This window comes from Methylotenera sp. E1MeOHC1 (genome assembly GCF_058745595.1).
In genome coordinates this window covers 16,292-31,620 of sequence record NZ_CP196025.1, presented here as the reverse complement: position 1 = coordinate 31,620, position 15,329 = coordinate 16,292, and the positions used below count along the sequence as shown (strand labels likewise).

Below are 15,329 nucleotides of genomic sequence, written 5' to 3'. Positions count from 1 at the left end.
ATTTATGCATAATAATATGCATGCTAATGAATGACGCAAAAATTACTGGACTCAATTTGGCTCAACGAGCCAAGTCACTTAATATCACTCAAGACGAAATTGCTTCAGCTGTTGGGATAACTCAGTCCCAAATAAGTCGTATATTCCATGGAAGTATTAAGAGGCCATCTAAAGTATTGGACGAAATTGCCCAATTTTTAGATGTTCAATCATTAGGTGTAACCGCTGAGTCGGTGATGTCGAATAGTGAATTGATAAATGCTTTAGCTGCAACATGGGATGGAACGCCAGCGCACTCCGCTGCCCTTGCAACAGTGATTAGAACCTTGCGCATACTGAGTGTGGTTAAAAACAATGATTAAAGTACTGAATATCCCCAACATACAACCAGACGAATGGATCATCGGCTATTTCGAACGACTTGCGATACTCAATGGTAATGAGAGTGCATCCCAATTTTTCAAGAACTTGAAAGTTAAGGACAAAATAAGTTTTGTAGCTGAGTTACTAGAGGTCCCAACTAAAACTATCATTCAACAATATACTTTACTGCCACTCTTTCGTAGCATAGTGGCCAATCATGCTGACATTCAGCATGGTGATACATCAAATCCCAAGTTAATACAGTCGAATGGACTCAGAGGATATTCTGAACAAGTGAAAGTTTGTCCAAAATGTATGGATGAAGATTGTGGTTATCTAGGGAATGTTTATATACGAAGATCTCACCAGATATTTGGCGCCAATTGGTGCCATAAGCATAACAGTGAACTTCTGGAAACCAGGCAGGACAATATTAGAAATATTATTCAAGGTATAGACCCCACAAGAGCATTGCCTAATAATGCATCACCAATCAAACATCCGGTTATAGAAAGGTTCTTACATATCTGTGATGCATTATTATCTCAGAAAGAGCCTATACACGGAGACAGGGTTAGCTGGGTACTGTCAAAGCGTGCAGCAACGATGGGCATTCGAACCAGTGCAAAGGGAAGTGGTATACCGTTAAGTGATTATGCCAACCTATATATTCCAAATGCTTGGCTACACAAATTCTTTCCTTCACTAAGTAGCAAAACACCAGATGAGTTTCTTCATGCAATTGACGGTGTATGTGTGTTTCGATTACAAAGTCACACTCCAATGACATACATTTTAGCAGCATCTCTTTTGTTTCAAGATCCAGACGAAGCATTGAATTGCATGTTCGCTAAAGTAAAAATTCCATCTGCACGCCCAATCAAAAGAAGGCATGAAGAGTTTTGGAATAGTGAAGAGTTGTACAATCTATACATCAAACATAAAGGGAATTGCCAACTAATCACAAAGCAACTCGGCGGACATTACGACACTAATCGATTAAACTTGATTAAGCATGGGCTACCACCACTATCCGGTTTGTCTTTGGGGACTCTACGGGCACTATCAGATTTCAATAATGGGGTAAAACTAAACGAAATCCTTCGCCGTAATGGTGTGCAGTTTGATAATTTCGAATTTGTTATTCGGCATTCAAGTCCCAAGTTTTTCAGAGCATTAAATGATTTGTATGAAGATCTACATAAACAACGAATAGCGCTAAGATTACGCCTTAACAAGCAACAGGATTCACATGTTAAGGCGCCATTACTCGAAGAGTTCTATTTAAATGAAGAACTTTTAGCCATGGAACAATCCTGACCAAAATTCTGATGAGGGTAACAGATCTTCATACCTTGCCAGTCGCCTTGGGTCACCCGATTGTAAAGCACTAACAGCGGGCTTAAGGGGAGACATGAACTTGTCCATGACATAATCTAAATCCTCAACTTTCAAAGCCTCACCATTTCGCCGCACCATCATCCTACCAGCCAAGCACCAGAGACTGACATAAATTCGCGGTATGCCCGCTGACAAATCTATCAGTTTGTCCTTTATTCGCTCTGTATTCACATCATCACGTACTCCGAGTCTGAATTTATCAAGCGCAGGGAACATATATTTGCTGAAATGCGAGTTTTTCTCGTTCTTAGATGGATTTAATTTATATATTCCCCCAGTAATCAACCTTTCTGCCGTACTTAGCCTCGTACAAAACGCTTCCATTCCATCAGGCGTCCCCATGAGAACAAGGGGAACCTTGGCTGAATTGTTAAGATTAATAATAAACTTAAGCGTCTCATCATCTGCAATTCTCAGTTGTAATCTTTCAGAATCGTTTTTGTGCTTCATTCGTTGCTTAAGGGTTTCTATTTTGAATAAATTGGAAGCCTCATCAAGAATCAACATTCCAAGAAAATGTACTCTCGCCTTATCCCACCATAGATTAAGCAACTCCAACCCAGTACGCTTAGATGAAAGTGCATAATCATCAAATAGACTAGTCCCCAAAGCATGGTCTGTCGCCCTCATTAATGCAAACGCCAACTCTTTAGCCGAACCATTCGGTGGCACGTCTACTTTCAACCAGACTAATTGCTTAAACTGAGACTTCATTTGTGGAAAGCTATCATGCACCACAACTTGCAGATATTGCTGTAATGACCTTTCGACGGCCCATGATTTACCGGTGCCTGAGATGCCAGTAATATAAGCCGCTTGTGCTGGTATTTTTGGTGGCCCTAAAGTTTTTTTCTCGTAAATTGCTTGCCATGTTGAAGGCAAAGAAGGATTTCTGTCGACATACCCCTGCCTTAGCATTAAGTCAATTCCTTGAGCAATGGACAAACTCTCACTTGATGGGACATGAATTGATCTAACTTTTTCTATGTAATGCGATGCCAATATTGAGTGATTTCTGAAATCAATACCAGTAGGAAAAGCTGCTGGAATATATGTTAACTTAGCTATCAACTCTGAATCTGTATATATGGGACCACACGCTTGAATAAGAATATTATCTGAATAATTAAGATAATCCATTAATTGACTATAGATCATGAGCACCTCCAGCTGAGAGCAGGTCATCTTGAAGTACTTTATCCATCAACTCGTCGTATGCTGCCTTCCATGGATCCTCTATAACTTCTCCAATAGTAGAATTAGGAGTAATGTTAGATAACTCAGGGCCATGTATATCCCTTTCTAACGCGCGAGCTTCTTGCACGGATAGAGTACTAGAATTTACTAATTGTGCTGCCTTTACAATACCTCGGGCCTCATCAACCATGTCAGCTGTTTGCACTGACAATCTCAACTTGTCCACAAACGCTAGGTATGCTTTATCACCATGCATTAATTTTGAGTAAGTTACACTGTCAAACCAATCTTCATGAGTGATGGTAGGTGCTGCTTTTGCATAGGAAGAAAGCTTAAGCACGACAACCTCTGCTGAAAATGGTGAGAAATAGAACAACATCTCAACCGCCCCTGGGAAATAATGAACTTTGATTTCAAAAGAACCTAAGTTTCTGGCGATTGCTGTCCATTCGTTTTCTTCAGATGAAATGTACTCAAGTTGCCTGAGATACACCCCCTTCTTATTAACAGCAGCTTTAGCACTTGGCAATAAGTGGATAATCGATTTGACAAACGAAACTGATTTACCATAACCCATCATCTGCTCAAACCCGTATTTCCAAAGCTCTGCAGGAGTTGGTTTTAGCTCTGCTGCAATCATTTCGTCAGTTAGCCGGTATGTTTTATCTGCATGCAGATTGTATTGATTCACCCACCCTTGAATGAATTTGTAATAGTCCCTCATTGTGAAAATTCCGTCATCTGGATTTGTTCTTGCTTCCACAGCTCTTCGCCGACTATCAATCGCACCTGGTATTTCCCCATATTGCACATCTTTCGCAATGCGGTTGAACACTTCCACAAGACCCTTTTTATCAGGCTCATAAGATGGATTTAGCAATTGGTTGTAACCTAGTTCTTTAGCCGACTCTGCTGAACACTTGCTTAGATGCTCACCACGATCGCTCATTAAGTCGAATGGTAATTGTGGTAGAGGAAAAAGACACTGCTTGAATTTGCAACCCCACAACTTTGATGCCAACTCGGGATTAAGTAAGTTAAATAACGCAACTTTAGCAGTATCCCAAGAAGGGCCATTTAGACATAAATGGAAAGCCACAATCGCAGTGGACCAAGTATCTACGATGAAATAGACAATGGGCCTACCAATAATCCAGGCAGGATTAATTTGACTCCTTAAATAAATATCAGAAATGGTTGCATCGATTACATATCTGTGGCCTGGACCGGCGACACCTTCCCAACTGTGACCTGTGAGGCCACGGTGATTTCGTATCCAATCTTTACCGTAGAATTTCAGCGCTAATTTTTCCATTGGCGTCAAATTTTGTGAAAGTGCATATCTAATTTGCCTTTCGTTTGGAAAGCTACCCTTGGGTGGAACTACTGGCCTCCTTCCATCCTCATCCAGATAATACGAATTTACATATTTTTTAAGGATAAGATCGGTGTAGTGTTTTTTAAATGATTTGGCAGGGTCTTTATTTTTTCTGAAATAATTGATTACCATTTTCGTGGTTTCTTCAGTCATGCCAATTTGAGAGTCTGAGCTTACTTTTCCGAATTTCACGACCAAAGGTTTAGCCCCGACCTTCGGCCGTAATGCATCCCAAGGTCTCGCCACACCCGGAGCACCACAATTGTAATAATGTGGATTGAGTGAGCCAGCCTCAAACCCATACCAACACAATCTAGTGAAAAGCTCATATACATGCTTCTTTGAAACTCCACATCTATGAACAGCTTCCTTAACTAATAAAAACACAGACCCCCTGTTTTTTAAACATGCAGTGAGCTCCATGGGGTTAATGAGTCTATGCATGACATCTTCCCGTTTTTCACGAATTTCCTTTGCTCTGCCTACAAGATCAGAACCTGAAACTCTAAGTTTTGGATGTGGATTAATTTCTATTAGTTTTAACAAATCACTTTCAATAAGTTGGTCACAGTCAGTTGGTGAAAGGAGTAGCCATTGAATTTTATTTTGATTGGTGTCTCGATTCTTTTTATTTTTCCACTTAGAAATCACTTCAGGGATTAAAATCAGAACATTAAAATCATGTTTTCTACTAGCAGGACTTACCACTCGCCACATACCTCTATGTTCATTAGCATCTATCTGAACAGCTTGATTAAACATTAGATTGGCCATGCTGACCTCCCAGAAGCAATCGGGTTTTGAATCCGAAATGCTTCTTTTGACAATATATTTATCGCTGTACCAGACGTAGCACGTCGGTCAAGATCTATGCGTAGATATCCCCTCCAGACACTTCCCCAGAATACTTGCTGTGTATTTAGATACGATAGATTTAAGCGATCTTGAACAAGCTTCATAGCAGCAAATAATGGCAATCCATCAAGCTCCTTACTTATCAGTTCAACTTGATTTAATAGACCAATATCCAATTCGATGCCATGACCCCAAGCTGAATAGGTTTTCATATTATTGATAACAGAGTCCATATAAGTCGATGGTGTAATCAACAAAAATTGGACGTTTCTTTTCTGCCAGTACATGCTTTCAATAGCTATTAATTGCTGAGTTCTCTTGCTTATTTTCCCCTTAGGCTTGATACTTATTGCAAGCAAACTAAACTGGTTATTGAGCTTTAAAGTGAGTAGTAAATCGGTTGAAAATGGCCAAGGAGCTTGGGGGTCGTTTTGGATCCTGGGATGTTTAATTCCCAATTCTTTTGCAACAGCTAAAGTGCCTGGGAAATCCCCCATACTGTGAGATATCTGATAATCAGCAAGCTCGTGCTTAGCATCATGTTGGGATAGGTGAAACTGCTCCCTTAAATCAATCAAACCTGGAATCATTCGAGCAAACAAATACACCCCATATTCGTTATCTGATAATAAGTGCTGAGGTCGTGCACTATCATTGACGTTCTGTATCCTTGATAAACCTTTACTGCCTGGATCTGCGCGAGTGACTTGGTGCAAAGCAGTGTAGTCTTCAAACACTCCAGACCCTCGCTTTTCATCTAGCCACTTTTGTATTAATGCAGGAGTGAATACCTTTCCCTTCCTCATAGGAAATTCCTTTCAATATAATTAATAAAAATATTTATATTTCCAGAAGGCTGGGAGCTAGAATTTAGGGCAATAAGAACCCTAACCCATGAAAAAAAACTAATGGGGATATCTTGACTACAACAGGGGAATGTTTGATACTGAACGTCTCACCGCAGTACCAAAAACCGCCTTTCCTTCTGGACTGTGCGGTTTTTTATTTCATAGCATCCTCCTGATCATTCTTGGCATTATTTCTCACAGCTTCTAACCAAGCTGCGAGGTCTTTAACAAGGGCAAACTTGCCTTTTCTATGTTCTATTTCAAAAACAGGTATGGGAATCGTATTTCTAGACAAAGCCTGTCTGAAGGCATCATCTGTTTTATAACCTAGCGCTTTCCGTAAATCATCTCTACCAATGATGGGACCGTAACGGTTCATTAGATCCCTCTCCAAAATAATTGATAGCGATTCGATTTCCATTTCGTTTTCCCTAGGCATGTAACGGTCAGACACAGTGATTGTAGATAACTTCAATATTATCAATTTCAACCGAATGAAATCACGCCCTATGTAGCATCTTAAAATCGCTCCTTTTTAAAATAACTTATATTACAAAAACCATTATTATCAGATACATAATAAAAATCATTGATACTATTACACATTCTAATTTTTTATTTAGCCTCCAGATGTCTAAAGAAATTGACTCCATAAGAACCATCTATTGGTTCAATCTTTTATATAAAGCATTGAAAGCAAAATCGGCATTGAGCGTGCAAAGACAAATTGACCCTGAAAGTATTCAGAAAGATGGAGAGAAGGAGATTTCGCACAGTAGCAAATGGGCTGAATATCGCCGAGGCTTACATCCACCTCGTTTAAAAGTCTTAGAAAAAGCAGAAGCTAAAGTTGAAGGATCAATCCTTGCTTTCAATCATCCGCTTTGGACTATATTGAAAGCTGATGATTTTTCGAAACGTAAAGTATCGCTTATCAAAAGTTTAGATCCAGCGTTACAGCTAATATTGTTTGATATCCATGGAAAGCTTATACAAAGTTCTAATCGACATTTTTTAGGTAAGCTTGAAAGACGAGCGTCTCTTGATAGTTTGGCAGCATTAACAATCTTGCTGAAAATTAATCTAGCTGAGGGAAAGGATGAAATTGCGTGGGAATATGCTCATAGCATTACCCGAGTACTACTAGTTATTGGTAAGCAACTAGATGAATATGGTGTGGCAGAGGAAGTGTACAAAATATATTGTCGAGATATTTTTCCGTCCGTGAGCAAGAATGGCTCAAGTTTTTTTACACGACATTATCTATTACTCTTAATGCTTTCATTTGATTTAGACCAAGCCATGCTCAAATGGTCAGAACCACAGACCGCAATAACAGCGAAGGAGCAATCGCGCATAAAGCTCAATTTGATTTACGGAATTTATTCGGAGTCCTACAACAAACTCCTTTCCAATTAAATTAATCTTTTTACCCTGGGTAAAAGTAAATAACTAAATAATAATTTATTAAATTACCTATTGGGCTTTAACGTTGAAGCCAAGCTGGGAAGCGAAGCTTGCTGAGGGATTTTGGCTAGTCAGCCGCTAGCATCCTCGACGTTCCCACTTGTCCTTAGCTTTAGCATCTGCTTTGGTTTGCCACTGCATATTGCTAGGGTGATCTGCTCCACCACAGGCTAAAGGCCTAATGTGATCTATGATGTAGTTAGGGCACGAGCCTTTGCTGCGACCGGTAGATGGGCATGGGTGTAATTGTTTAAATTGGTTTTTAGCTTTATAGCTACGTCTGTATTCTGCTTGGGCTGAAAATGAGGTTAAAGTTAGTAGCAATATCAAAAAATACTTCATAGACTTTCCATAGTTTTATGAACGCATAGCATCCAGTTAATTATTACCTGTAAACGACAACTATCGGCCCAAAACTGACATTCAAATAGTTAATCAAAAAACCTCTTTGTTCGAGCACTCATGGGAATAAGTGTGCTCGAAGCGTAAGATTGCTATTAGTAATATGTAGGTTAAGAAGTAGCACCTAGAGCTGTTGAGACTCTCTCCGTTGTATTACTTGGATACCTAATTTTGAACCAGATGGCATACATCGCCGGAAGAAATACTAGCGTCAATATTGTGCCGGCAAAAGTACCGCCAATTAGGGTATATGCCAACGTTCCCCAAAATACTGAATGGGTGAGCGGGATAAACGCTAGAATAGCTGCTAAGGCGGTAAGAATAACTGGCCGGGCGCGTTGTACTGTAGCTTCGACCACTGCGTCAAAAGGCTTTAATCCTTCTTTCAAATTATGCTCGATCTGCCCAATGAGGATTAGCGTATTGCGCATTAAGATGCCTGACAGTGAGATCAAGCCAACCAGCGCATTGATACCAAAGGGTTGCTGGAACAATAGCAAGGTTGGAACAACGCCGATTAACCCTAACGGACTGGTGGCAAATACCATGATCATGGATGATATCGAACGCACCTGTAAGATGATAATCAGTAAGGTAAGCGCAATCATAATCGGGAATAAAGGCAATAGTGCTTTGGTTGCCTTACCCGATTCTTCTGTAGAACCTGCCTCCTCAATTCGGTAACCAGCTGGAAGTTTGGCTATAATCGGCTGCAACTGTTGCAGGATGGCAGCCGATACTTCTGGCGGCTGTAATTCATCCGCAATGTCACCACGTACGGTAATGGTCGGTGTGCGGTCACGTCGACGGAGAGTGGGCTCTTCCATCCGAATATCTACAGAACCAACCTGCGACAAAGGTACACGTTGCCCTGCTGAGCCGACTAATGTAAAACCAGATATTTTTTCAGGATCCAGGCGCATATTTTCTGCTGCACGACCAACCACCTGCACCGAGCGAATATCCTCGCGAACTTCGGTGATGGGTACGCCGCTCAGCAGAAATTGAAGTTGTTGTGCAACGCTGCTGGAGGTAAGTCCAACGGCCTGAAGTCGGTCTTGATTAAGCGTAAAGTGCAGGGCTGGGACGCGATCACCCCAATCGATATTGACAGTTCGCATCGTTGGACTTGCATCCATCATTTGACGCACTTCGGCTGCGATTTTACGCAATTTTTCGGGGTCTTGCCCAGTAACACGAAACGCTACTGGGTAGGGTGAGTAAGGTCCGAATACTAGCTGTGTCACACGTACACGGGCTTCAGGTGCTAATCCATCAGCAATAGCCTGACGTAATCTTAGCTTCAGAACCTCGCGTTCTTCTTGGTTATCCGTGCGGACGACGAGTTTCGCAAAGGATGGATCCGGTAGTTCAGGCGACATCGCGAGATAAAAGCGTGGCGCACCTTGCCCGATATAAGACGTTACAATTTTTGCTTCTTTCTGTTTTGCCAGCCAAGCTTCAACTTTGGCCGTGGCAGAACTGGTCTGCGCAATCGATGTGCCATCAGGCATTTGAACCTCGACCAAAACTTCAGGACGATCTGAGGTTGGGAAAAACTGCTTCTTCACGATAGCCATGCCGAGAATAGACACGACAAAAGCGCCTATAACAATGGCAGTAACGATCCACTTATGTTGAATGACTTTCCCCAACAGCGAACGAAATCGATTGTAATTAGGCGTACTGTAAATCGCCTCATGACCACCTTCAACCTTCTTAAGCTCGGGAAGCATCTTCACACCTAAATAAGGCGTGAAGACGACTGCGACAATCCATGATGCAATCAGTGCAGTACCCACGACCCAAAACATATTGCTGGTGTATTCACCAGCTGTTGACTGGGCAAAGCCGTTAGGCATAAAGCCAATGGCCGTCACTAAAGTGCCAGACAACATAGGCGCTGCTGTATGGCTCCAAGCATAGGCTGACGCAGCAATTCGGCTATAGCCTTCCTCCATTTTTACGACCATCGTCTCAATAGCGATAATGGCATCATCAACTAGCAGACCAAGCGCCAGGATCAGTGATCCCAGTGTAATACGGTCGAAATTTTTACCAGTGGCAGCCATGACGACAAATACAAGGGCCAGTGTCAAGGGTACGGCAGCCGCAACGACTAAACCAACGCGCCAACCCATACTTAAGAAACTCACCAGCATCACCACCAAAAGCGCGACGAAAAACTTGACCATGAACTCATCGACCGATTCATCAATATTTACGGCCTGGTCAGTTACTTTGGTAAAACTCATACCCAACGGCAAATCAGCACTGATTGATGCGACTTCTGTATCTAATGCTTTACCAAGATCAAGACCATTCCAGCCTTCACGCATCACAATACCGAGTAATAGTGCTGGCTCGCCACTGTTCCGGATAAAAAATGTTGAAGGGTCTTCGTATCCACGTTCTACCGTTGCTACATCTGATAACTTTAAAGTCCGACCTTTTGCAGATATTGGTGTATCGCGGATTTTCTGCAGTTGATCAAAAGCACCTTCAATGCGGATAAATACTTTTGTTCCTTTGGTGTCTATTGAGCCAGCCGGTGTTAAAGCATTCTGGTTATTCAATGCTGAAAAAATTTCCTGCGGCGAAATCCCCAGTGTCGCTAAGCGCTCATGCGAAAAGGAGACGTAAATTCGCTCGGGTTGTTCGCCGATAATATTGACTTTTTTCACACCAGCCACGTGCAACAGACGCTGACGCATATTTTCAGCATCGCGTACTAATAGCCGTTGTGGCTCACCCTTCGCTTTTAACGCATACAAAGCAAAGGTAACGTCTGCATACTCGTCATTCACCATGGGGCCAATGATTCCAGCCGGTAGATTTTTTGATTCGTCGCTTATTTTCTTTCTTGCTTGGTAAAACTCTTCTTTCACTCCGGAGGGTGGCGTGCTGTCAAGCAGTGTCACCGTGGTAAAAGCTAGGCCAGGCCGGGTAAAGGTTTCCGTACGGTCGTAATAACGCAGCTCTTGCATGCGTTTTTCAATTTTCTCGGCGACTTGATCCTGCATTTCCTGTGCTGTTGCACCAGGCCAAGCAGTAATCACGGTCATTATTTTGATGGTAAATGGAGGGTCTTCGGCCCTGCCCATCTTGAAAAATGCAATGGTGCCTGCAATAGTGATCAAAATAATCAGGAAGAAGGTGATTGACCGCTCACGCACTGCAAGCGCTGAAAGATTAAAGCCGCTCATTTTGCCTCTCCATGATTCGTATTCGAAGCTGCAGCATTTAAACTGGAGGAGCCGTCGTCGCTAGTCGCAACTCTGACTTTTTCGCCTTCATGCAAAAGGTGGGCACCAAGCCCGATGATTTGATCATTGACCTTGAGATTACCCTCTACCTGCGCGGCATCATCACTAATGCTTAGAATTTTTACTGGACGCCAGGTAACGTGGGTTGGACTACCATCAAGCACCCAAACTCCTGAACCTTTGCCAGCATCAAAAATAGCACCAACGGGTACTTCTAAGGCGGTTTTCGTCGAAGTGCTACTTTCCTTGATCTTGATAGTGATGGTTGCGCCGAGTGGTGCCTTGGCTATTGCTTCATCTAGTACATACCTTGCTTCAAACGTGCGCGACACCCCATCTGCTGACTCTGAAAGCTGCCTTAGTTTTGCTGGAACTGTAAGATTATCCTTGCCGTATAGTTTCGCCTGCGCAATTGAACCTAGCGATGGGCGAAGTGTTTCGGGTAAATTGACGATAGCCTCGCGCTTGCCTGAATGTGCTATACGCAAAACCGTTTGGCCTGCACTAACGACTTGTCCTGGCTCCACTAATGTATCGATTACAACACCATCGGAACCTGCGAGCAGGAACGCATAGCTGGATGCATTTTTTGCCACGTCCGCTTGGGCTTCGGCTGCTTTGAGCTGCGCATTGGCTGAATCTGCCGCCGCTTTGATTTGATCATATGTGGAAGCAGAGATTGCGCCTTCTTCTACAAGACCACGATGTCTGATTTCATCCTCAGCTGTTTGATTGGCACGGGCCTTTGCTACCAATACTGCTTCACGTTGTGCATTTGCCGTCAATTGCAGATCAATAGGATCAATACGCATGAGTGGCTGACCACGCTTAACGATTTGGCCTGCATCGACAAAACGTTCAAGCACTTTCCCTGTAACACGAAATGCCAAGTCGCTTTGAACTCTGGCTGCCACTATTCCTGTGAACGAGCGCGACGAATCAGACGCCGGTTGAACGGCCACCGTTTTCACCAGTGGCGTTTGTGTGCGGGGGTCAATCGGCGTTTTTTCAGTGCATGCAACAAATGCCAGTGGGAATAGGCTAATAACAATGACTGAACTAAGTTTACGACTAAACATGGAGGTCACCTTTTTAAAATAGTAACCCGCATTCTCCATATAGTGACCAATTAAGTCAATAGTCACTAAGCTATTTTTAGTTGTTTATGGGGCTAAACTTCGCAATATCAGACTGGAAAGAATCATGGGGGCCTGTTCTGCGAGGTTAAGATTGTGTTGAAGCAGTAACGGATTGGTATAAGGTTGCATCACTAAATAGATTGCATTGACCGTTTCATCTATTGGTGTTTTCCGCTCAAATTCCCCCGTATCGCGTCCTTCGAGAATAATCTGCAAGATGATTTTCTTTTTTTCAATTTGATAGTTTATCGTAGATTGCCATTGCTCACTCGCTGCGGATGCTGCAATATCATAGAGCTTACGGTCTTGAAAAAAAAGATTTGAGCTTTCTGCTACAGCAGCTTTAAACATGCGCCGAAAGCGCTCTGAGGCTGTGGGAGCATCCACCATTGCTACATTAATCGAACTCAATATTGCGCTTAAAGTATTGGAGCAGATCACCTCACCAATCGCTTGCTTTGTGGCAAAGAATTTATAGATGTAGGCTTTTGAAAAGCCAATTTCTTTAGCTAGATCGGACACAGTAGTTTTCTCGTAGCCATAACGGCTGAAATATTCAGCAGCAGCTTCTACGATCTGATCACGAACATTGTGCTCAGAAGGACCTCTTGCGATGGGTTGTAGTTTTTTAATCATCCTTACAGCATACCTTGACTTTAGGGGATTGACAAATAGTGACCATATTGTAATATAGTCACCTACTAAGTTGAATAAGTTCAAGGATTGCCATGTTAATTTCTCGTCCTATTGTTATTTTGTTAAGCGCAGGTTTGATAGCAGGCTGCGCTGTTGGCCCAGATTACAGAAAGCCAGACCTAGCATTCTCCGATAAATATTTTGGCGAAGCTCAGCTTGAAAAGCGCAATGCACTCTCTAATGCTGATCTTACAACTTGGTGGGATGGATTCGGTGATCCACAATTAAGTCGTTTCGTGCTATTAGCGCTCGAACAAAATTTGGATATAGCGCAAGCTACCGCACGAATCGCACAAGCTAAATCAGGTCTTGGCTCGGCACATGCTGCATTATTGCCTTCGGCTAATATAAATGCGCAAGCGATAAGAAATCACCAGTCACTGGAATCGCCTCTTGGACAAGTACTTAATTCAGTACCTGGCTATGATAGGAATGCAAATCTTTATGAAGCCAACCTGAACGCAAGTTGGGAGCTGGATATATTTGGCGGATTGCGCCGCGATCAAGAAGCTGCAGTAGCAGAATACCAAGTGGCCAAAGCGGGAGCGATTGCCACTCGTCTAGCTGTTGCTGCACAAATCTCAGACATTTACATCAACATTCGTGGATTACAGTCTCGACTCGATATTTCAAGAAAACAACTTGAGACGCAACAGCAGCTTCTATCAAAAGTAAATTTACTATACTCCAAAGGCTTGGCGCCCAGACTTCAAGTGCAACAAGTAGAAGGCGCTGTGGCGCAGGTTAAAGCGGCTATACCAGTGTTGGAAACTGCGCTCGACGTGTCCATGAACGCCCTTGATGTAATGTTAGGAGTTGCACCTGGCACTTACAGAGCTGAACTCGGTAAAGTTAGCCCCATTCCTGTTGCACCACAAATATCCTCAATCGGGTCACCTGCAGATTTACTGCGTCGCAGGCCAGACCTAATTGTGGCGGAACGTCGGTTGGCGGCAGCTAATGCAAAAATTGGTGTGGCAGTTTCTGAATATTATCCAAAGCTTGCGCTGAGCCTGTTGATTGGTAGTGCGACAGCAATATCGGGTGGTAATCTATTCAGCAGTGCCGCAAACCAAGCAGCTGGAGTTGTGGGCTTGCGCTGGCGCCTTTTTGATTTTGCACGCATTGATGCACAAATTGATCAAGCAAAAGGCATGGAAGCCGAAGCTTTGGCCGCATATCGACAAACAACACTTCGTGCAACCGAGGATGTTGAGAATGCCATCTCTGCTTTAGTCAAACGTGAAGAGCAGACAGCAGCCTTGTTGCAAGGTGAGCAATCGCTTAGCGAAGCGCAAAATTCATCTTTCGTGGCTTATCAAAAAGGCGTCGTCAGCTTGATTGAGGTGTTGCATGCAGATGAAAATCTATTGAGAACATCTGATGCAAAAGCTCAAGCGCAAACCGAATCAGCGCGATCGGCTGTAGCAGTCTTTAAGGCTCTGGGGGGTGGCTGGGAAGAGAGCAATGTGACTTCGCAATCTTCAAACAATATAAACATGGCAGATATACACGCATCAACTAAACAGCAATGAATATATTGAGAACAATATGACTACAAATGATATAAAAATTAAAAGCGCTGAACATTTCTAGATGTTGCCGATGGACAAACTGTAATAGTTATTAGAACAGCTCAAGAAGAATCATTCTTGCACCGATATGCGTATGCAACTCAGTCATGCTAATAAATAAATTATTTCCCTGGCCAGCTTTTCAGGGCGATTTCTACAACTCCACGAAGCTCTTCTTCGTTCGTTCCGTTAGAAGCTTGAATTGAAAGTCCCTTATGAAGTGTTGTCACGTATTTAGTAAGTAACCAAGAATCAGTGTCATTTGGTAAGTCACCTTCATCAATCGCACGATCAAAACGATTTTTTATATTGACTTCAATCTGATGTAAACCATTCACAATATTTTGCTGAATGCCTGCAGCTGCAAGCTCAGAACTGATTGAGCTTTGAACTGCTAAACATCCCCTAGGTTGTTCAGCACAGGAGACTAATAACTCCACGGAGTTCATTAGGATTACTCTAACGACATCTCTGCTAGTCTTTTCTGATAGAGCATCATTTAGATAAGCAAGAGGCCCTTGGATATATTTACCTAATGCTTGAGCGAACAACTCTTCTTTATTACCAAATGCCGCATATACACTTGGTCGATTAATACCTAATGCTTTAGTGATATCAGTAAGCGAGGTGGCTTCATATCCCTTTTGCATAAATACTTTCAGGGCGGTATCTAACGCAAGGTCTTTGTCGAACTTTCGGGGTCTACCAAGTACTTTAGTTGAGGCTTTAGTTTCCATAGCTTA

At 42.6% G+C, this 15,329-nt stretch carries 12 protein-coding genes; 4 read left to right on the top strand and 8 right to left on the bottom strand.

Going from position 1 to position 15,329, the window contains the following annotated elements:
- Positions 1 to 26 precede the first annotated feature (26 nt).
- Both ACSSU7_RS00135 and ACSSU7_RS00130 read left to right on the top strand, forming a co-directional pair.
- The gene (locus ACSSU7_RS00135; protein WP_492516740.1) at positions 27 to 362 is read left to right on the top strand and encodes a helix-turn-helix domain-containing protein; all 336 of its coding nucleotides are present in this window, start codon (positions 27 to 29) and stop codon (positions 360 to 362) included.
- Complete coding sequence (locus ACSSU7_RS00130) at positions 355 to 1,683, top strand: TniQ family protein (RefSeq protein WP_492516739.1); 1,329 nt, start codon at positions 355 to 357, stop codon at positions 1,681 to 1,683. Before ACSSU7_RS00135 ends, ACSSU7_RS00130 begins: the two co-directional genes overlap by 8 nt.
- Here ACSSU7_RS00130 and ACSSU7_RS00125 read toward each other — a convergent pair.
- The 4 genes from ACSSU7_RS00125 to ACSSU7_RS00110 form a co-directional block, all read right to left on the bottom strand.
- Entirely contained in the window at positions 1,663 to 2,922 is a 1,260-nt protein-coding gene (locus tag ACSSU7_RS00125; RefSeq protein ID WP_492516738.1) for an ATP-binding protein, read from the bottom strand. The genes ACSSU7_RS00130 and ACSSU7_RS00125 overlap by 21 nt on opposite strands.
- Positions 2,912 to 5,113 (bottom strand): TnsB C-terminal domain-containing protein, encoded by a 2,202-nt coding sequence (locus ACSSU7_RS00120; RefSeq protein ID WP_492516737.1) that lies wholly within the window; start codon positions 5,111 to 5,113, stop codon positions 2,912 to 2,914. Before ACSSU7_RS00120 ends, ACSSU7_RS00125 begins: the two co-directional genes overlap by 11 nt.
- Positions 5,101 to 6,000, bottom strand: coding sequence for a TnsA endonuclease N-terminal domain-containing protein (locus ACSSU7_RS00115; protein ID WP_492516736.1), 900 nt, complete (start codon positions 5,998 to 6,000; stop codon positions 5,101 to 5,103). Before ACSSU7_RS00115 ends, ACSSU7_RS00120 begins: the two co-directional genes overlap by 13 nt.
- 196 nt (positions 6,001 to 6,196) lie before the next feature.
- On the bottom strand, positions 6,197 to 6,463 hold the full coding sequence (locus ACSSU7_RS00110; RefSeq protein ID WP_492516735.1) for a pyocin activator PrtN family protein: 267 nt from the start codon (positions 6,461 to 6,463) through the stop codon (positions 6,197 to 6,199).
- Positions 6,464 to 6,672: 209 nt separating this feature from the next.
- Here ACSSU7_RS00110 and ACSSU7_RS00105 point away from each other — a divergent pair, with 209 nt between their 5' ends.
- Positions 6,673 to 7,461 carry a hypothetical protein gene (locus tag ACSSU7_RS00105; protein ID WP_492516734.1) on the top strand — a complete coding sequence of 263 codons (789 nt, stop codon included), beginning with the start codon at positions 6,673 to 6,675 and terminating at the stop codon, positions 7,459 to 7,461.
- Between the two features lie 560 nt (positions 7,462 to 8,021).
- On the opposite strand, the gene ACSSU7_RS00100 is transcribed toward ACSSU7_RS00105, so the two are convergent.
- The 3 genes from ACSSU7_RS00100 to ACSSU7_RS00090 all read right to left on the bottom strand — a co-directional run bounded on the left by ACSSU7_RS00100 (position 8,022) and on the right by ACSSU7_RS00090 (position 12,952).
- The gene (locus tag ACSSU7_RS00100; protein WP_492516733.1) at positions 8,022 to 11,117 is read right to left on the bottom strand and encodes an efflux RND transporter permease subunit; all 3,096 of its coding nucleotides are present in this window, start codon (positions 11,115 to 11,117) and stop codon (positions 8,022 to 8,024) included.
- Positions 11,114 to 12,256: an efflux RND transporter periplasmic adaptor subunit gene (locus tag ACSSU7_RS00095; RefSeq protein ID WP_492516732.1), complete on the bottom strand. Its 1,143-nt coding sequence runs from the start codon at positions 12,254 to 12,256 to the stop codon at positions 11,114 to 11,116. The genes ACSSU7_RS00100 and ACSSU7_RS00095 overlap by 4 nt, the downstream gene beginning before the upstream one ends.
- A gap of 84 nt (positions 12,257 to 12,340) precedes the next feature.
- Positions 12,341 to 12,952 carry a TetR/AcrR family transcriptional regulator gene (locus ACSSU7_RS00090; RefSeq protein ID WP_492516731.1) on the bottom strand — a complete coding sequence of 204 codons (612 nt, stop codon included), beginning with the start codon at positions 12,950 to 12,952 and terminating at the stop codon, positions 12,341 to 12,343.
- A 92-nt stretch (positions 12,953 to 13,044) separates the two neighbouring features.
- On the opposite strand from ACSSU7_RS00090, the gene ACSSU7_RS00085 reads away from it, so the two are divergent.
- Positions 13,045 to 14,547 carry an efflux transporter outer membrane subunit gene (locus tag ACSSU7_RS00085; RefSeq protein ID WP_492516730.1) on the top strand — a complete coding sequence of 501 codons (1,503 nt, stop codon included), beginning with the start codon at positions 13,045 to 13,047 and terminating at the stop codon, positions 14,545 to 14,547.
- A gap of 161 nt (positions 14,548 to 14,708) precedes the next feature.
- Here the strand turns inward: ACSSU7_RS00085 and ACSSU7_RS00080 are convergent, their stop codons facing one another.
- Positions 14,709 to 15,323, bottom strand: a complete 615-nt coding sequence (locus ACSSU7_RS00080; protein WP_492516729.1) for a TetR/AcrR family transcriptional regulator — start codon at positions 15,321 to 15,323, stop codon at positions 14,709 to 14,711.
- Between the last annotated feature and the right edge of the window lie 6 nt (positions 15,324 to 15,329).